Source organism: Haemophilus parainfluenzae (genome assembly GCF_900638025.1).
GTDB classification, from domain to species: domain Bacteria; phylum Pseudomonadota; class Gammaproteobacteria; order Enterobacterales; family Pasteurellaceae; genus Haemophilus_D; species Haemophilus_D parainfluenzae_J.
This window is the reverse complement of record NZ_LR134481.1, coordinates 2,020,812-2,039,603: the sequence shown is the minus strand read 5'-3', so window position 1 is coordinate 2,039,603 and position 18,792 is coordinate 2,020,812. Positions and strand designations below refer to the sequence as shown.

The 18,792-nt window shown below is 38.9% G+C and carries 22 protein-coding genes; 14 read left to right on the top strand and 8 right to left on the bottom strand.

Annotation, left to right across the window (positions count from 1 at the left end; genetic code table 11):
* The first annotated feature begins 38 nt into the window (after positions 1-38).
* On the top strand, positions 39-482 hold the full coding sequence (locus tag EL215_RS10105; RefSeq protein ID WP_126471918.1) for a methyltransferase family protein: 444 nt from the start codon (positions 39-41) through the stop codon (positions 480-482).
* A 54-nt stretch (positions 483-536) separates the two neighbouring features.
* Here the strand turns inward: EL215_RS10105 and sodA are convergent, their stop codons facing one another.
* Entirely contained in the window at positions 537-1,184 is a 648-nt protein-coding gene (gene sodA, locus EL215_RS10100) for a superoxide dismutase [Mn] (protein WP_126471916.1), read from the bottom strand.
* 283 nt (positions 1,185-1,467) lie between these two features.
* Here sodA and ccmA point away from each other — a divergent pair, with 283 nt between their 5' ends.
* From ccmA to EL215_RS10040, 12 genes are all read left to right on the top strand, one after another.
* Positions 1,468-2,109: a cytochrome c biogenesis heme-transporting ATPase CcmA gene (gene ccmA, locus EL215_RS10095; RefSeq protein ID WP_126471914.1), complete on the top strand. Its 642-nt coding sequence runs from the start codon at positions 1,468-1,470 to the stop codon at positions 2,107-2,109.
* A gap of 6 nt (positions 2,110-2,115) precedes the next feature.
* A complete protein-coding gene (gene ccmB, locus EL215_RS10090; RefSeq protein ID WP_126471912.1) occupies positions 2,116-2,781 on the top strand; it encodes a heme exporter protein CcmB in 666 nt (221 codons plus the stop codon).
* 68 nt (positions 2,782-2,849) lie between these two features.
* Positions 2,850-3,590 (top strand): heme ABC transporter permease, encoded by a 741-nt coding sequence (locus EL215_RS10085; RefSeq protein ID WP_126471910.1) that lies wholly within the window; start codon positions 2,850-2,852, stop codon positions 3,588-3,590.
* A gap of 29 nt (positions 3,591-3,619) precedes the next feature.
* Positions 3,620-3,823, top strand: a complete 204-nt coding sequence (gene ccmD, locus EL215_RS10080; protein WP_126471908.1) for a heme exporter protein CcmD — start codon at positions 3,620-3,622, stop codon at positions 3,821-3,823.
* Complete coding sequence (gene ccmE / locus EL215_RS10075) at positions 3,820-4,350, top strand: cytochrome c maturation protein CcmE (protein WP_126471906.1); 531 nt, start codon at positions 3,820-3,822, stop codon at positions 4,348-4,350. The genes ccmD and ccmE overlap by 4 nt, the downstream gene beginning before the upstream one ends.
* Positions 4,350-6,299 (top strand): heme lyase CcmF/NrfE family subunit, encoded by a 1,950-nt coding sequence (locus tag EL215_RS10070; RefSeq protein WP_126471904.1) that lies wholly within the window; start codon positions 4,350-4,352, stop codon positions 6,297-6,299. The genes ccmE and EL215_RS10070 overlap by 1 nt, the downstream gene beginning before the upstream one ends.
* Before the next feature lie 55 nt (positions 6,300-6,354).
* Positions 6,355-6,900 carry a DsbE family thiol:disulfide interchange protein gene (locus EL215_RS10065; RefSeq protein ID WP_126471902.1) on the top strand — a complete coding sequence of 182 codons (546 nt, stop codon included), beginning with the start codon at positions 6,355-6,357 and terminating at the stop codon, positions 6,898-6,900.
* Complete coding sequence (locus EL215_RS10060; RefSeq protein WP_126471900.1) at positions 6,900-7,364, top strand: cytochrome c-type biogenesis protein; 465 nt, start codon at positions 6,900-6,902, stop codon at positions 7,362-7,364. The genes EL215_RS10065 and EL215_RS10060 overlap by 1 nt, the downstream gene beginning before the upstream one ends.
* A complete protein-coding gene (ccmI, locus tag EL215_RS10055; protein WP_126471898.1) occupies positions 7,364-8,281 on the top strand; it encodes a c-type cytochrome biogenesis protein CcmI in 918 nt (305 codons plus the stop codon). Before EL215_RS10060 ends, ccmI begins: the two co-directional genes overlap by 1 nt.
* Positions 8,281-8,679: an SMU1112c/YaeR family gloxylase I-like metalloprotein gene (locus EL215_RS10050; RefSeq protein WP_126471896.1), complete on the top strand. Its 399-nt coding sequence runs from the start codon at positions 8,281-8,283 to the stop codon at positions 8,677-8,679. Before ccmI ends, EL215_RS10050 begins: the two co-directional genes overlap by 1 nt.
* Positions 8,680-8,698: 19 nt before the next feature.
* Positions 8,699-9,286, top strand: coding sequence for a DUF8095 domain-containing protein (locus EL215_RS10045; protein ID WP_126471894.1), 588 nt, complete (start codon positions 8,699-8,701; stop codon positions 9,284-9,286).
* Positions 9,287-9,299: 13 nt separating this feature from the next.
* Entirely contained in the window at positions 9,300-9,605 is a 306-nt protein-coding gene (locus EL215_RS10040; RefSeq protein WP_225852614.1) for a hypothetical protein, read from the top strand.
* A 37-nt stretch (positions 9,606-9,642) separates the two neighbouring features.
* On the opposite strand, the gene hda is transcribed toward EL215_RS10040, so the two are convergent.
* The 6 genes from hda to EL215_RS10010 form a co-directional block, all read right to left on the bottom strand.
* The gene (hda, locus tag EL215_RS10035) at positions 9,643-10,338 is read right to left on the bottom strand and encodes a DnaA regulatory inactivator Hda (protein WP_126471892.1); all 696 of its coding nucleotides are present in this window, start codon (positions 10,336-10,338) and stop codon (positions 9,643-9,645) included.
* A 71-nt stretch (positions 10,339-10,409) separates the two neighbouring features.
* Positions 10,410-11,654: a nucleobase:cation symporter-2 family protein gene (locus EL215_RS10030; RefSeq protein ID WP_126471890.1), complete on the bottom strand. Its 1,245-nt coding sequence runs from the start codon at positions 11,652-11,654 to the stop codon at positions 10,410-10,412.
* Between the two features lie 121 nt (positions 11,655-11,775).
* Entirely contained in the window at positions 11,776-12,402 is a 627-nt protein-coding gene (upp, locus tag EL215_RS10025) for a uracil phosphoribosyltransferase (protein WP_049356970.1), read from the bottom strand.
* A 121-nt stretch (positions 12,403-12,523) separates the two neighbouring features.
* Entirely contained in the window at positions 12,524-12,862 is a 339-nt protein-coding gene (locus EL215_RS10020; RefSeq protein ID WP_049356968.1) for a PM0253 family protein, read from the bottom strand.
* A 176-nt stretch (positions 12,863-13,038) separates the two neighbouring features.
* Positions 13,039-15,279, bottom strand: coding sequence for a nitric-oxide reductase large subunit (locus EL215_RS10015; RefSeq protein WP_126471888.1), 2,241 nt, complete (start codon positions 15,277-15,279; stop codon positions 13,039-13,041).
* Positions 15,280-15,623: 344 nt separating this feature from the next.
* The gene (locus EL215_RS10010) at positions 15,624-16,973 is read right to left on the bottom strand and encodes a GntP family permease (RefSeq protein ID WP_049356964.1); all 1,350 of its coding nucleotides are present in this window, start codon (positions 16,971-16,973) and stop codon (positions 15,624-15,626) included.
* A 227-nt stretch (positions 16,974-17,200) separates the two neighbouring features.
* On the opposite strand from EL215_RS10010, the gene EL215_RS10005 reads away from it, so the two are divergent.
* Entirely contained in the window at positions 17,201-17,731 is a 531-nt protein-coding gene (locus EL215_RS10005) for a gluconokinase (protein WP_232013332.1), read from the top strand.
* Between the two features lie 48 nt (positions 17,732-17,779).
* Here EL215_RS10005 and gntR read toward each other — a convergent pair whose 3' ends face one another.
* Entirely contained in the window at positions 17,780-18,775 is a 996-nt protein-coding gene (gene gntR, locus EL215_RS10000; protein WP_126471886.1) for a gluconate operon transcriptional repressor GntR, read from the bottom strand.
* Positions 18,776-18,792 lie beyond the last annotated feature (17 nt).

Below are 18,792 nucleotides of genomic sequence, written 5' to 3'. Positions count from 1 at the left end.
CCGAATTGCTCGGGCTTTTTTATTGGATTTTTGATCTTATGATTCAGAAACCTATTGTGCCGCCACCCGTCATTTTTATTGGCTGTGCACTTATCATGCTATGCTTACCTAATCCTTACCCTGTTACAATCAATATCGTGATTACTTATCTGATTGCGTTGGCTTCATCTTTTGTTGGTTTTTTCAGTGTTTGGCAATTCTACAAAAATAAAGCTAATATTCATCCCATCCATTTAGAGAAAAGCAAAGTATTTGTGGTAAGTGGTATCTATCGCTTTAGCCGTAACCCCATGTATTTAAGCTTAACGGGCTTGTTAGTGGCATGGGCGTTTTATTTGCAAAGTGCGGTCAGTTTTCTCGGTGTTTTTCTGTTTATTTACTTCATCACACAATGGCAAATTAAACCTGAAGAATACTGGCTAGAGAAGAAGTTTGGTGAGTCTTATTTGGCTTATAAGAAAAAAGTCAGACGTTGGATTTAACCAATAAAAAAATCGCCTAAAAATAGGCGATTTTTTATCTATTTTGAGACGCTATTATTTAGCTGCACATCCGCAATCTGCTAATTTTTTAGCAAAACGCTCTGCAACAAAATCCCAGTTTACTACGTTCCAGAATTCTTTGATGTAGTCTGGACGACGGTTTTGGAATTTCAAGTAGTAAGCGTGTTCCCAAACGTCTAAACCTAAAAGAGGGAAACCTTCACAACCTGCAATTTCTTTACCCATTAATGGAGAATCTTGGTTTGCGGTAGAAACAACCGATAATTTGCCTTGGTTGATCACTAACCATGCCCAACCAGAACCAAAACGAGTTGCTGCTGCTTTTTCAAATTCAGCTTTGAAGTTTTCTACAGAACCGAAATCACGTTCGATAGCTGCTTTTAAATCACCTTGTAGAGTCGTGCCTTTTTTCAATGATTTCCAGAATAAGCTGTGGTTTGAGTGACCGCCTGCGTTGTTACGTAATGCAGTACGTTTTTCAGCAGGGATTTTGTCTAATTGGCTGATTAATTGACCTGAGCACATTTCAGAAAATTCAGCAGGTAAAGTTTCTAACACCGCGTTTGCATTGTTTACATAGGCTTGGTGGTGTTTAGTGTGGTGAATTTCCATTGTTTGTGCATCAAAATGTGGTTCTAACGCATCATAAGCGTAACCTAATTCAGGTAGAGTATAAGACATAATATGTTCCTTTTTTAAATGAAGTTAAGGTAATGTTTTTGATAAAACAACATCAAAAAGTAACTAAATAGTAGCAGAAAATTTGATTTAGATCAGTAAATCTTTTAATTATTTGATTATCCGATGAATAGACTAGAAAAGCTTAATTTGTTTTAAATCAATAAACATACCGATCTACTTCTAAATAGTTATACCTTTTAGCCCTTAAAATCTCGTCAAAATTTCCCCTTGTGGTAGAATACCCGCTGATTTTTAACAAGGTTTTATTTTTAAGGCTGAGACTATGTTTCCTGCTCATCAACTTCAATTAGAACAATTAGCGTGCCAGCGTGGCGATCGTGTGTTGTTCACTGATCTTTCACTGCAATTTCAAAGCGGTGATTTCGTGCAAATTGAAGGACACAATGGTATCGGTAAAACAAGTTTATTGCGGATTTTAGCTGGTCTTGCACAACCTGTAGAAGGTAAAGTGCGGTGGAATTCAGACGAGATTACAAAGCAACGTGAAGAATACCATCATCAGCTACTTTATCTCGGCCACCATTCTGGCGTGAAGCCTGAACTAACGGCATGGGAAAATTTAAAATTTTATCAGCAGATTAGTCAAAGTCAGCAAGGCACTGATATTTTATGGGATGTGTTGGAAACTGTGGGCTTACTCGGTCGCGAAGATTTACCGGCAGCTCAACTTTCAGCTGGTCAGCAAAAGCGCATTGCCTTGGCGAGATTATGGATTTCTGAAGCGCCACTTTGGATTTTGGATGAACCTTTTACAGCAATAGATAAAAAGGGGGTTGAATTTTTGACCGTACTTTTTGAAAATCATGCTAAAAAAGGTGGAATGGTGATTTTAACGAGCCACCAAGAAGTGCCAAGTACGTTATTGAAAAAAATCAATCTTGCTGATTATAAATATAACGCTTAGATTTTTATGATATTTTTACAGATTATAAAGCGTGAGCTAAAGATTGCGACCCGTAAACAAGCGGAAATATTGAACCCGCTCTGGTTCTTTTTGATCGTTATCACGCTGTTTCCATTGGTGATTGGGCCGGATCCTAAATTCCTTTCTCGAATTGCACCTGGGGTTGCTTGGGTAGCGGCATTGCTTTCTGCGTTGCTGTCTTTTGAGCGCTTATTCCGAGATGATTTTATTGATGGCTCTTTAGAACAATTGATGCTTACGGCTCAACCTTTAGCGCTAACGGCACTCGCAAAAGTTATTGCACACTGGCTATTAACTGGTTTGCCGTTAATTTTACTGTCACCCATTGCGGCTTTATTGCTTTCGTTAGAAGTGAATATTTGGTGGGCGTTGGTGGTGACATTATTTGTAGGAACACCGATTTTAAGCTGCATTGGCGCTATTGGTGTGGCATTGACGGTGGGATTGCGTAAAGGTGGCGTATTACTGAGTTTACTTGTGGTACCATTATTCATTCCGGTTTTAATTTTTGCCTCAGCAATTTTAGATGCCGCTGCGTTAAATCTCCCTTATGGCGGACAGCTTGCTATTTTAGGCGCAATTTTGGTTGGCGCGATAACTTTATCGCCTTTTGCTATTGCAGCGGCACTACGAATTAGTTTAGATAATTAATCATCATTACGGTGAAAGTGCGGTCAGATTTTTAACTGTTTTTTATTTTTTGGAATTAAGGATCTTTTATGTGGAAGTGGTTACATCCTTACGCAAAACATGAAACCCAATATCATCTATGTGGCAAATTAAGCCCATTTTTTGGCGTGATTGCGGTTTTATTATTGGCTGTTGGCATCGTATGGGGCTTAGCTTATGCACCGGCAGATTATCAGCAAGGCAATAGTTTCCGAATTATGTATGTGCATGTGCCAGCTGCGATTTGGTCAATGGGCGTGTATGGTTCGATGGCGATTGCAGCGATTGTTGCGTTAGTTTGGCAGATTAAAGCCGCACACCTTTCGATGGTTGCCATGGCGCCTATTGGTGCGATGTTTACCTTTATCTCGTTAGTCACTGGCGCAATTTGGGGCAAACCAATGTGGGGAACCTGGTGGGTGTGGGATGCGCGTTTAACCGCTGAACTCATTCTTTTCTTCTTATATATCGGTGTATTAGCCCTTTACTCTGCATTTTCTGATCGTGCGGTGGGCGCAAAATCAGCGGGTATCTTGTGTATTGTTGGTGTGGTGAATTTACCAATCATTCACTTTTCCGTAGAGTGGTGGAATACTTTACATCAAGGGGCAAGTATCACGAAGTTTGAAAAACCGTCTATTGCAACGCCGATGTTAATTCCATTGATTTTATGTATTTTTGGATTTTTATTTTTATCCATTTGGTTTACGCTCGTGCGTTATCGTGTTGAATTGCTAAAAGAAGATAGCAAACGCCCATGGGTAAAAGAGTTAGCAAGTAAGCTAAAATAGTTTTTCATTTTTATTTTAGGGAGCGGAAAATGTTTTTCCAAAGTTGGAGTGATTTTATCAATATGGGAGGCTACGGTTTTTATGTGTGGCTTTCCTATGGCATTAGCCTTGTGGCAATGCTGATTTTGGCGATACAAAGCGTCAAGGGGCGTAAAGCGGTGTTAAAAGAAGTGTTACGCGAGCAACAACGTGAAGCCCGTTTAAACCAAGCAAATAAAGGAAATACACTATGAATCCAAGACGTAAATCAAGACTTTCTATCATTATCTTTGTGATTTTAGGTATTTCGATTGCAACAGGTTTAGTCCTTTATGCACTTCGCCAAAATATTGATTTATTTTATACACCATCAGAAGTGATTGAAGGTAAAGAAGGCAAGGCGGATCAAAAACCTGAAGTGGGACAACGCATTCGTGTAGGCGGCATGGTTGTGGAAGGCACAGTAAAACGCGATCCAAAAAGCTTAAAAGTTCGCTTTGATTTAAATGATATTGGTCCATCTATCACTGTAGAATACGAAGGTATTCTTCCTGATCTTTTCCGTGAAGGACAAGGTATTGTCGCACAGGGCGTATTAAAAGAGCCTACTTTATTAGAGGCGACAGAAGTACTTGCTAAACACGATGAAAATTATGTACCACCAGAATTAGGCGAAAAAATGCAGAAAGTACATAAGCCAATGGGCGCAGAGTTAAAAGGCGAGAGTGAAGCTGATCGTCGTTATAAAGAAACCCAGCAAAAACTGCAAGAAGGTCAATAATGATTGCTGAACTAGGAAATTATGCGCTTGCTTTAAGTCTTGCCGTTTCATTCTTTTTAGCGATTTTCCCATTATGGGGCGCAGAAAAAGGTCACCCTCAATTAATGTCATTGGCTCGTCCAATGACTTATGGTTTATTTTTCAGTTTAACCATTGCTTTTGCGGCATTATTCTATCTGTTTGCTGTTAATGATTTCAGTGTGCAATATGTGGTAAATAACTCTAATAGCAGTTTACCGATTTATTATCGTTTATCTGCGGTGTGGGGGTCACACGAGGGCTCATTATTACTTTGGATTTGGTTATTAACCCTTTGGGGCGCAGCGGTTGCCTTATTTAGCAAACACTTACCACAAGAAGCCGTGGCTCGCGTGTTGGGTATTATGGGGATTATTAGTATCGGCTTCTTACTCTTCGTATTATTTACCTCAAATCCATTTACCCGTACATTCCCTGACTTCCCAGTGGATGGCAGAGAACTCAACCCAATGTTGCAAGATGTGGGCTTGATTTTCCATCCTCCATTGCTTTACATGGGATATGTTGGTTTTTCTGTGGCTTTTGCCTTTGCGATTGCATCATTAATGACTGGGAAATTAGACTCCGCTTGGGCAAGATGGTCTCGCCCTTGGACGATGGCGGCTTGGGTCTTTTTAACACTCGGGATCGTGCTCGGTTCTTGGTGGGCCTATTATGAGCTAGGCTGGGGTGGCTGGTGGTTCTGGGATCCGGTAGAAAACTCTTCTTTAATGCCTTGGCTTGCAGGAACCGCATTAATCCATTCTTTAGCGGTGACTGAAAAACGCGGCTCTTTTAAAGCTTGGACTGTGCTTTTAGCGATCCTTGCTTTCTCACTTTGCTTACTGGGTACGTTCTTAGTTCGTTCCGGTATCTTAGTGTCAGTACATGCCTTTGCTTCAGATCCTACACGTGGTTTATATATTCTTGCTTATTTGGTTGTGGTAATTGGTGGTTCTTTAACCTTGTACGCTTACAAAGGCAACCAAATTCGTTCGCGTGATAATGCAGAACGCTATTCTCGCGAAACCTTATTGTTATTAAATAACATCCTATTAATGACCGCACTTTGCGTGGTGTTCTTAGGGACGTTATTGCCATTAGTTCACAAACAATTAAGTTTGGGCTCTATTTCGATCGGTGCGCCGTTCTTTGATCAAATGTTCCTGATTATTATGACCCCATTTGCCTTATTACTAGGTATTGGGCCATTGGTTAAATGGCGTCGTGATCAGTTCTCTGAAATTCGTACACCGGTTGTAGTGAGTGTGATTGTAATGGCGATTGCAGGCTTTGCCTTACCATATTTCTTACATAATAAACTCACCGTCAGTGTTGTGCTAGGCACTATGATGTCCGTCATTATTGTGTTATTAAGCCTTTATGAAATGAAACAACGAGCAACACACCGTGAATCGTTCTTTAAAGGTATTACCAAACTTTCCCGTTCCCATTGGGGGATGATTTTGGCTCACCTTGGTGTAGCGATGACGGTTTGGGGAATTGCCTTTAGCCAAAACTTTAGTGTAGAACGCGATGTGCGAATGGCTGTTGGCGATACTGTGCAGATCGCTGACTATGACTTCAAATTTACCGGCGTGAGTGATGCAAATGGTCCAAACTATATGGGTGGCAAAGCACAAATTGATATTTCAAAAGACGGTAAACCAGAAGCAACATTATTTGCTGAAAAACGTTTTTATACTGTCAGTAAAATGCCAATGACTGAAGCGGCAATTGATTGGGGCTTTACCCGCGATCTTTATGTTGCCTTGGGTGAAAAAATAGAAGATAACTCATGGGCACTTCGCCTTTACTATAAACCGTTTATCCGTTGGATTTGGATTGGTGGCTTGTTTATGGCGCTAGGTGGTTTGCTTTGTATGTTTGACCGCCGTTATCGTTTTAGTCGTTTGGTAAAACAGTCTTAATTGTGATGCGGGACTAAATTAAGCCCCCTAAAAATAGATATAAATTGATCGTGTTATGAATAAAAAACTACTTATCCCACTTATTATTTTTCTAGCTGTCGTTGTGGCCTTTTTAGTTCAGCTTGGACGCAATGCGCAAGGTGATGATCCGAAAGCGTTAGAGTCAGCCCTGGTAGGGAAGCCTGTACCACAGAAAACATTAACGGATTTATTGGAAAATAAAACCTACGGTAATGAAATTTTCCAACAAGGTAAACCCATTCTCTTAAATGTGTGGGCGACTTGGTGCCCAACTTGTTACGCAGAACATCAATATTTGAATCAATTGGCTAAACAAGGCGTGACAATTATTGGTTTAGATTATAAAGATGAATCGCTAAAAGCGATGAAATGGCTGAAAGATTTGGGTAATCCTTATAGCCGTGTGTTTAAAGATGAAAAAGGTTCTTTTGCATTAGATTTAGGCGTTTATGGCGCACCGGAAACATTCATTGTAGATGGTAAAGGTGTGATTCATTATCGCTTAGCGGGTGATGTGAATGAACGTGTTTGGAATGAGACATTGAAGCCTATTTATGACAAATTAGCGGAGAAACCATAATGAGAAAATCATGGCTTTTTTTGACCGCACTTTTTATGAGTGTCTCTGTGACTGCTGCAATTGATGCGCTAAATTTTGCTTCACCAGAGCAAGAAAAGGACTATCATCAATTAACGCAAGAACTGCGTTGTCCACAATGTCAAAATAACAATATTGCCGATTCTAATGCAACCATTGCTGTTGATATGCGTGGCAAAGTGTTTGAATTGTTGCAAGAAGGCAAAAGTCGAAATGAAGTGGTGGATTATATGATCCAACGTTATGGTAATTTCGTGACTTATGATCCACCTATGACAATGGCCACAATCGTGTTATGGATTGCACCAATTTTATTAGTATTTGTTGGCATTTTATTTGTATTTAAACGTAAATCGAAAAGCCCAAATGCGGTTAATTCTGACGTTGTTTTAGATGATGAAGAGAATGCACGCTTGTCGGCTTTACTCAAAGAAAAGGATAAATAATGAATTTTGCATTAAGTATTATTGCGCTCACTTTAGTGGTGGCACTAATTTGTTTTTATCCCTTGTTGCGTTCTGTTAAAGCGAAAGAAGATAAAAAACGTAATGAATTAAATAAAGCGTTATATTTTTCTCGTTTGCAAGAGATTGAACAAGATAATCAACAGGGTTTAGTTGAAAATGTTGAACAACTCAAGCAAGAGCTACAAAAAACATTGTTGGAAGATATTCCTCAACAAGAAACACAAACGATCGATAAAAATGCCAAAAATTACGGTAAGTTATGGTTTGTTTCTGGTTTGCTCGGTTTAGCCATTATTGCTGGGGTTTCTTATTTCCCATTAGGCTCTTGGAAAGCAGAAGATATGATGGAAAAGACATTGGCAAAATTGCCTTATTTCTTTGAACGTATTGCAGATGAAGATAAGAATCCCATGTCAGATGCAGAAATGCAGCAATTTTCGACCGCACTTCGTCTAGATTTACAAAAAACACCAAAAGATGCAAAAAAATGGTGGTTGCTCGGTCAGGTTGGAATGAATTTAGGGAACGGCAAATTAGCATTTGATAGTTATCAACAAGCGAATAAGCTTGAACCGGATAATTTAACGTATAAGCTTTCCTATGCGCGCATGCTAATGTCTTCTGAAGATCAAACAGATAAGCTCAAAGGCAATCAGCTTTTACGTGATATTATTCGTCAAGATCATTCTAATCCTGAAGCCTTAAGTTTACTTGCTTTCAGTTATTTTGAAGGGGAAGATTATAAAATGGCGGCCGTCACCTGGGCGATGATGTTACGTTTATTAGAACCAGATGATCCTCGCGTTCCAATGCTTGAGAAAAGTATTCGTGCAGCACGTGATGCACTCGCTTTACAGGAAGAAGAAAAAGCGAAGAGTGTCACACCAGAGAAATAATGAAACCCCAATTATTAGGTTTTCACCATATTGCGATTATTGCTTCGAACTACGCACGTTCGAAGCATTTTTATATGGAGATTTTAGGCACTAAACAGCTAAATGAAACTTATCGGGCTAAACGGGATAGCTATAAATTAGATTTAAGTTTTCCCGATGGGAGTCAAATAGAGTTGTTTTCTTTTCCCAATCCGCCACCAAGAGTAACCACGCCAGAAGCTTGTGGTTTGCGACATTTAGCATTTAAAGTCGAGAATATTGATTCGTATATTGCTTATCTTCTTGAGAAAGGCATCTCTTGTGAACCAATTCGAGTTGATGAATTAACTAGAATGGAGTACACTTTTCTAAAAGATCCGGATGCGTTGCCCATTGAATTATACGAAACGAATAATTAGCTTGGAGAATAAGATTAGTATGACGAATTATTTTAAGAAACAATTAGGTGGATACTCATTCTGTTTTTTAGTCTCTGTAGCGGTTTTAGCAGAAGATCGTCGCATCATCTACGCAACCCAAATGCCAACACCAGAAGACCATATCTCACAGAATTTTTCTGAGAGCTGTGAGGTAGATTCTGAACACTGTAACAGAAACGTAGAGGGAGCTTTGCAGCCTAAATTATCGAATGATATGTCAGCATTAGCTAATAGTGTTGAGTTTGAAACATATAAATTTAGTGATATGTCAGCATCAAAAACTACGTTTTTCTCACCTGCAGGAATTTGTAATGGTTTTAAAAGTGATAATGGGGTAAATGTCACAAACTCAAGCAATTATTACATTAAACCAAATGATGCTAGCGAGTATTATGGTAGCGTTTTAGGGGCGACAATTTATCAAAAAGGTGAAACGAAAACCTTGCAGTATGTACCTGTTTATGCAATAAAGAATGAGAATATTGTTAAATATATTGAGCAAAATGAAGAGAAGAATGTAAGAAACAAAGCACATGAGCGTATTCAAGAAGGTAGAAAAGCCTTAAATGAAGTCATTTGTAATTAAAAAGGTAAGAAAGATGATGAAAAAATTAATTTCTATTACTTTATTATTGATTTTAACAAGTTGTACAGCTCCTCAGGAAGCTTCAACGATTGGTAGCGATGCTGCTGTATACAATATGAATACTGTGAAAGATTATAACTCTCGAATTATAAGCGGTAATACCGTAAGTACTCAAGAGAAAATCAAGGTGGCTCAAAAAGAGAGTACCCCAAATGAGATCAATGCAAGTGATCATCGTTCAAAGAATGTGAGTTATTCTCGTCTTCCCGTTTCAATTATACCCGCAGTTGGAGTGGGATATTGTCATCATTGTTGGTAATAATATTAACCGCACATTTTTAATGTGCGGTTTTTTCCTATAAATTTAGAGTTGATTTGACAAAAGGTATTGTGAGATGGCGTTGTGCTTGAAGCGAGGCCTTATCAAGTTGATTAAGCGCTTCTTTTAGCGTAGACATGTCACGATCTAACCGATTAAACATGAAACTGATGATTTCATCAGAGAGGGTAATTCCTCGTTGATAAGCGTTTTGTTTTAATGCGTGTAGTTTTTGCTCATCAGTAAGCGCAATAAGTTGGTAACTTTCTCCCCACTTAAGGCGTGAGGCAAGATCGGGTAGTTTTACTGGTAATGCAGAGGGAGATAAAGAGGCGCTGACAATCAACAATGTTTTGTTATTATCTTTAATTCGATTGAAAAGATCAAATAAAGCGACTTCCCATTCTGAGTCACCAATGACAGTTTGTAAATCATCTAGGCAGACGAGTTCTTGTTGTTCTAAATTCTCAAACACTGCAGTAGAAAAATAACGTGATTTACTTAACGGCACATAAATTGTACTGCGTTTTTGATGAATATATTCATTGCTAAGTGCGCGTAAAAGATGGGTTTTTCCAACACTTTTATGTCCCCAAAGGTAGAAAAATTGTTGTTGTAATTCAGCCATATTTTGACGCAATGAATTGAGCAATAATGCATTATTATCGCCATAAAAATTAGCTAATGTTTCATCATCGATTTGATGAATAGGTAAAGAAAGCTGTTGACTCACAAGTTAATTCGTTGCTCTAAAAGTAATAACAAGAAAGGGCTAAATTCTCATTTAACCCTTTGTTGAGGGCGTTATTCTACTTCATTTTTTTCATTTGGTAAAATTAAGTTCAGTACAATAGCAACGATAGCACAAAGGCTAATTCCTTTTAAAGATACGAGATCTCCTACGTTGACGAACATATTACCAATACCAAAAGTCATCACGACGGAAATAATACAAAGGTTGCGAGGCGCAGTGACATCGACTTTTCCTTTAATAAGTGTGCTCATTCCAACAACCGCTATCGAACCAAATACGAGCATCATAATTCCACCCATTACGATGGTTGGAATAGTAGAAAGGAATGCGCCTACTTTACCGCAGAAGGAAATCGCAATTGCCCATACTGCAGCCCAGGTCATAATATTTGGATTAAAGTTGCGAGTGAGCATTACGGCACCAGTCACTTCTGCATAAGTCGTATTTGGAGGGCCTCCGACTAATGATGCCGCAGCGGTTGCAATACCATCACCTAATAGCGTTCTGTGTAGGCCTGGTTTTTTAAGAAAATCTTTACCCGCAACAGAGCTGATCGCCATAATGCCTCCAACATGTTCAACTGCTGGTGCGATCGCAATTGGTAACATATAAAGAATGGCTTCTAAATTAAATTCTGGTTTGGTTAATTGAGGTAATTCAAACCATTTTGCATCTAAAACAGGTTGGAAATTGATTAATCCTAGAAACAAACAAACCACATAGCCGGCAACAATACCAAACATAATTGGAATCAGTTTCATCATGCCTTTTGCAAATACCGCAACAGAGAGAGTTGTGACCAAGGTAATCATAGAAACCAACACCGAATGTTCATAACTATATGTACTGTTTTTGCCCAATGCCATATCAACAGCAACGGGGGCAAGTCCCATACCAATAATGATAATTACTGGGCCTACAACAACAGGTGGGAAGATACGCTCAAGTGCAGCACTACCGCGCAATTTCACTAAGGTTGATAGTGCAAAATAGACTAAGCCCGCACAAGCAAGCCCACCCATTGTTGCGGGAATTCCCCAAGTTTGTACACCATATTGAATTGGTGCAATGAAGGCAAAAGAAGACGCTAGAAAGATGGGCACTTGTTTGCCAGTACAAAGTTGGAATAGTAACGTACCAATACCAGCGGTGAGTAATGCGGTATTTGCATTTAGGCCTGTGATTAAAGGTACTAATACCAATGCACCAAAGGCAACAAATAACATTTGTAAGCCGACAAACGCTTGTTTGCCAATATTTTGCACCTCAACAGGTGCTGTAGCTTGATGACTCATTTAGTTTCAACTCACTGTTTGAATTAACTGAAAGTGCGGTCGGTTTTATCTGCTGTTTTTAGCGTTATGTTTTCACGCACGGAAAAAAGACGGCAATACATGCCGTCCTATGATAAGAAGATTATTTTGTTCCAAAAATTTTGTCACCCGCATCACCCAAGCCAGGAATGATGTAGCCTTGTTCATTTAAGTGATCATCAATAGATGCGCAATAAAGTTCAATATCTGGATGGGCTTGCTCTAACGCTTTAATTCCCTCTGGTGCTGCCACTAATACTAATACTTTGATATGTTGGCAACCTTTTGCTTTTAACAAATCAATAGTGGAAATCATAGAGCCACCTGTTGCAAGCATTGGATCTACAACGATAGCTAGACGTTCATTTAAATCACTGGCGAGTTTTTGGAAGTAAGGGACTGGCTCAAGCGTTTCTTCATTTCGGTAAATTCCTACTACACTAATTCGTGCGCTTGGAACATGTTCTAAGACGCCATCCATCATTCCTAGCCCCGCACGTAAAATTGGTACAACAGTGACTTTTTTACCTTTAATACGTTCTATTTCAACAGGGCCATTCCAACCATTGATGGTCACTTTTTCTGTTTCAAGGTCTGCGGTCGCCTCATAAGTTAGTAAACTACCAATTTCGGTTGCAAGTTCACGGAATTTCTTAGTGTCAATCTCAGCTTCACGCATCACGCCTAATTTATGCTTAACGAGCGGGTGTTTTACTTCAACAAGTTTCATCTTTTTTCTCCCTTTTAAAAAACAAATCGACAAATTATATAGTTTAAATAAAAAGTTAACTAGTGGTTTTATTATAAATATTTTTTTATAAAAAAGAGTAATGAAAATGACCGCACTTTAACTAAATGCACCCGCCACAGCTACCACATCGCCAATCCTCTTTGTTGACAGCACGGTAAAATGCTCGTATGGTTTCTTCTTCTAATGGAATATTGTGTTCAATAAATACATCAGATAACCAATCAATATTTTCTACAATCCAATCATCTTCTGTTAATCCCTCACGATAAAGTTCATCATCAGGATCCATGAAATTATAGATATTATTTGTCCCCATATCTTTATCATGGCGCTCTATGGGTAGGACAATGGGAAGGCCAAGGTAGGTAATGTTCCAATGCCCTAAGCATAGGGTATTACCTTTTGATGACCAGTGTGCTTTAAATGGATTCTCACTCATGTTGATATTTTATAAAAAAAGTTGAAGGTGCAAGTAGTATAGATCTAACTAAGAATTTTTTTATACTTAAAAGAGGGTAAAAGATTTGATGTGGATCAAATTACGGTTAGAAAATTAACGAATATTTAACAAATAAAAGCAACCAAAATTTTGGTTGCTTTTATGTGATGAGGAGGCTAGCTATTTTTCGGTTTGAAGAAAATCATCGTAAAGATTTGCCAGAAGAAGGCGAGTGCACCGAAGATGAATACTACATCACCACCTAAACGAACCCAACGTAAGGTATCGAATAATGGTTGTTGCATAAATTCTTCACTACGTGCATACCATAAGCCTTCAGAGATACTTGCATAACCTTGAATAATACCGATTGGTAATAAGCTTGATACGATCATTAATACTAAACCGCCATTTAATAACCAGAATCCCCATTTCATTAACTTATCGTTAAATGGTGTATCTGGACGTAAATAACGAGCAATTAAGAACACGAAACCTAACGCTAAGAAACCATACACACCGAATAATGCTGCGTGAGCGTGAACGGCAGTGGTGTTCAAGCCTTGGATATAGTAAAGCGAAATTGGTGGGTTGATTAAGAAACCAAATACGCCAGCACCTAACATATTCCAGAACGCTACGGCTACGAAGCAGTAAAGAGGCCATTTTAAGCGTTCCATCCAAGGTGTTTTTTGTTGCATTTCCCAGTGTTCCCACGCTTCATGACCTAATAAAACTAATGGAACCACTTCAAGTGCAGAGAATGATGCACCTACTGCGATAATTGGTGTGGTTGCACCAGCGAAGTATAAGTGGTGGAATGTACCTGGGATACCACCGATTAAGAATAACGCCGCTTCAGTAATGGTTGCCACAGTTGCAGTACGACGTGAAACTAAACCTAAACTTACAAAAATGAATGAGAGTGCCGCGACAGAGAATACTTCAAAGAAGCCTTCTACCCATAGGTGAACTACCCACCAACGCCAGTATTCCATCACAGAAATGTGAGTGTGCTCGCCATAGAATAATGCTGGGCCATAGAATAAACCGATCGCAATTACTGAGGCGAAGAATAATGCCAATAAGTTTTTATCACCAGGTTGTTTGAATGCATTCACTGTACCGCGAAGCATTAAGACTAACCAGAATAAGATGCCTGCGAATTTCACCGCTTGCCAGAAACGACCTAAGTCAATGAACTCATAGCCTTGGTGACCGAACATGAAGCTCCATTCTTCTGGAAGAATATGTGCAATTGCTAAATAGCTACCAGTGAATGAACCAACGACTAATACCACTAATGCCCAGAATAAAACATCCACGCCCAATTTTTGGAATTTCGGATCTTTACCACCATTGATGATCGGTGCTAGGAATAAACCGCCAGCTAAGAATGCCATTGCAATCCAGAATAATGCCGCTTGAATATGCCATGTACGCACTAATGAATAAGGTAAGTATTGAGAGATATCAATACCATAGAATTCTTGACCTTCAACAGTATAGTGAGCAACAATCGCCCCTAAATTCACTTGCAGTAAGAATAATGCAAGCACCGTAAAGAGATATTTACCTAATGCGCGTTGAGAAGGCGTAAGTTGTAATTTTGTGAGTGGATCGAACTCAGGCATTGGTGGTTCTTTTTCATCTTCACGTTTTTTGAATGACCAAATCCATACAACAAAACCAATACCTGCAATGAGGAATACCACACTCGCAATAGACCAAATCACGTTTTCTGGTGTTGGCACGTTATTGATTAATGGCTCATGTGGCCAGTTGTTAGTATAACTTGCATTTGTATTTGGACGTTCTGCAGAGGCAGTCCATGCAGTCCAGAAGAAGAATTTTGTTAAGTCTTTACGCGCTTGTAAGTCAGGAAGGGTATTATCCTTCATCGCAAAGTGTTCACGAGTCACTTTGGTTGCAGGATCATCACCATATAAAGAAATGTAGTATTGTGCTGTTTTTTCCATTGCCGCTAAACGGGTGTTTGAAAGCACAACAGTACCGTTTTCAACTTTGCTACCACGATATTCTTTGGTTAAACGCGCTTTTAATAACGTTTGCTGTTCATCATTTAAATCAGCAAAGTTTTTACCAAATTCTTGGTTCGCTGTAATATCCAACCAGTTAGTTAATTCACGGTGAAGCCAATCTGCTGTCCAGTCTGGTGCTTGGTATGCACCATGACCCCAAACAGAACCTACTTGCATACCACCAGTGGTTTGCCAAGCAGTTTGACCATGTAAAATTTCATCATGAGTAATCACTTTTTCACCTGATTCTGAAACATATTGTTGCGGAATTGGTGGTGCTTCACGATACACTTCAAACCCATAGTAACCGAGAATGGAGAATGCTCCAATTAATACGGCGACTAATAGGTACCAGAACTTTTTATACTGTCCCATTTTATCACTCCTAGATTATTATAAAATTGGATGCTCGATGATTACATGCTAAGAATGTTCATCTAAAGCGACATTTTACGCAAGGTAAAATACCTGAGTAATTATATATGGTATTGTGCAATCAAAATATTACCTAAAACTGAGTAATTTACTATGGTAATGAAAAATTTAATTGAAAAAGTTGTTTATTTTTTTGAGTGATGCAGACAAGATTTAAGCTTTAATTCCCCGAACAAGTGAACGGTAAAATTAGCAGTGGAATAGGCATGTGAGCGGCTGAGCCCTGCTGTAGCAAGGCTCAGAACGAGAATGAATAATTTCAGTGAATAAGTGATATTCAAAGATTAGAAGAGCAGGCTTCCAATTAATGCAATAATAAAGCCCACAATACCGATAGATGTCTCTAGTAATGTCCACGTTTTTAATGTCGTTTTTGTATCCATTTCTAAGAAACGGCTGATCAGCCAGAAACCTGAATCATTTACGTGAGAAAGCACTGTTGCACCTGATGCAATAGCGATTACAATGAAGCAAAGATCAAATTGGCTCAAGTCAGTTGCCGCAGCAACGGTAGGCGAAATTAGTGCAGCAGCCGTAGTTAAAGCAACAGTTGCAGAACCTTGTGCGACACGCATTACCATGGCGATAACGAAAGCGGCAACAATGATTGGCATTCCGGTATTGGAAAGCATCGTAGATAATACATCACCAATACCACTGGCACGTAATACACCTCCAAACATTCCGCCTGCACCAGTAACGAGCACGATAGAGCAAATTGGACCTAAGGCATTATCACAAATTTTTTCAATTTGTTCATAGCTACGCTGTTCTTTTAATAACAAAATGGAAATAATTAAAGTGATTAGTAAGGCAACAGGCGTTTTACCAATTAAGCGCAGTGCTTCAACCCAGGTTTGTGAACCGTCAATTATTTTTGCCACGCTTAATGTGTTTAAACCCGTGTCTAATAAGATCAAAAGAATAGGTAGTAATAAGATCGTTATTACACGGGTAAAGCTTGGCGGATTTTGCACAGAGGTTTCACTGATTGCGACGGCATTTAAGAATGCTTTTGGTAAATCAACGTGAATTTTTTTACTGATGAATAGACTAAATAAGTAAGTCCCAATATACCATGTTGGAATTGCACAAACTAAGCCAACAATGACCAATAAACCAATGTTCACGCCTAATAAATCACCAGATGCAACAGGGCCTGGATGTGGTGGTAAAAAAGCGTGCATTACAGCAAATGCTCCTGCAACGGGAAAAGCATAGCGTAAGACAGAACCACCAAACCGTTTTGCGACACTGAAGATGATAGGTAGCATTACGACAAGGCCTGCATCAAAGAAAATAGGAAAACCAAAGAGTAATGCGGCAATACCTAATGCAAGTGGTGCTTTTTTCTCACCAAATTTGTTAATTAACGTGTCGGCAAGCACTTTTGCTCCGCCAGTAATTTCAAGAAGCCGACCAATCATTGCACCTAAACCTACTAATAAGGCAACTGCCGCAAGCGTATTGCCAAATCCACCAAGCAAGGTTGGCAGAATTTTTTCCACCGGAATCCCAGCCGCCAGAGCGGTAAGTAAACTCACAATAATTAATGCCACAAAAGCATGAACTTTGAATTTAATAATAAGTAAAAGGAGCAATAAGATTGCTACGATCATAATTGCAATGAGCATGGTTGTTCTCCAAATAGAATTGTTACCCGTAACATACGCTTGATTTAACATTTGGTAAACGATGACTTTTCAAAATTGTGATCTCATTCACATAATTTTTATCTTTAAAAGTGCGGTTAATTATGATTATGAATTTATTTTGTGATATTGATCACAAAACAAAATGTTACCAGTAACATTTTGTTTGTAATTAGAGTATGGTAAATGAAAATTTGCAGAGGTGTATGATGAGTCATAAACAAGAAAATATGGGAAAAAGTTTTATTCTAATGGGCGTATCAAGTACGGGTAAAACCTCCGTAGGAACAGAGGTGGCTCATCGTTTAGGAATAAAGTTAATTGATGGTGATGATCTTCATCCTAGAGCGAATATCATCAAAATGGGAGAGGGGCATCCGTTAAATGATGAAGATCGCGCACCTTGGTTGGAGCGTATTCGTGATGCAGCATTTAGTCTAGAACGAAAAAGTGAAGTGGGGATCATTATTTGTTCTGCACTAAAGAAAAAATACCGCAATCTCATTCGTGAAGGAAATGGAAATGTGAAGTTCTTATTTTTAGAAGGCTCTTTTGAACTGGTACTTGAGCGCATGAGACAGCGTAAAGGGCATTATATGAAAACTGATATGCTAAAAAGTCAGTTTGAGACGCTGGAAGTGCCAGGTCAAGATGAATCAGATGTTATTCATGTGGATATTTCTGGAAGTTTTGAGCAAGTAGTTGAACGTTGTGTTGAGGTATTAAAACCTCTGATCTAAAGTAAAAGAAGTGCGGTCAAAATGTTGGTATTTTTTTGATCGCACAGCTTATATGCTTTCACCTAAATGGATTTTAAACCCTAGATCAATTATTTTCTCTTTTAGTGGCTCATTATTGAGTCTTACTAACAATTCTTGTGCGGCAAGTTTGCCAATTTCTAAACGAGGAGTCATAACCGTTGCGAGCTGAGGTGTGACCGAAAAGCCTACGTCATGTCCATGGAACCCTGCAATTGCAATCTGTTGAGGCACAGCAATACCTAATCGCTGGCATTCAAATAATGCACCAATTGCTAAGTCATCATTTGTACAAAAGACACCGTTTGTTTCAGGACGTTCTTCTAAAATTTTACGTAGCTGTTTTCCACCCAATGTGAAAGAAGATGCGGCTTCAGTAATCAAGCTATAAGGTTCTAACCCATATTTTTTCATGGCTTGTTCATAACCTTGCATTTTTAATTGGGTTCGTCTATCCATTCTTGCCGTGAAATAGACGATATTTTTATAACCACGCTGAATCATGGTTTCTACCATAGCTTGTGCCGCAGCAACGTTATCAAAACCAATGACTTGTTGAATGCCAGGTTGGGAACTATCCATGATTTCAATGACTGGAATATTGGCGATTTCAATCATTTTAAGGGTACGTAAAGAGTGGTAGTTTTCAGATAAGATTAATCCATCCACATTATAGGAAAGTAAACTTTCGATACGTTCTTCTTCTTTTTTTACACTATATCCATAGTGTGCAAGCATCGTCTGATAACCTGCAATATCGGCAACTTGCTCAATGCCTTTTAATACATCTGCAAATACATGATTTGTTAAGGAGGGGAGCAGTACACCAATCGCTTTACTCTTTGCATTAGACAAAATTTCTGGCGCACGATTAGGAATATAACCAAACTGTTCAATTGCCACCGCAATACGTTTCTGAGTCTCTTTCGCAACAGAATTAGAATTACGTAAATAACGGCTTACCGTCATTTTAGTCATGCCTAGATGGTCGGCAATATCTTGTAGAGTCGGGCGTTTTTGCTTCATTGAAGTAAGTAGCGATG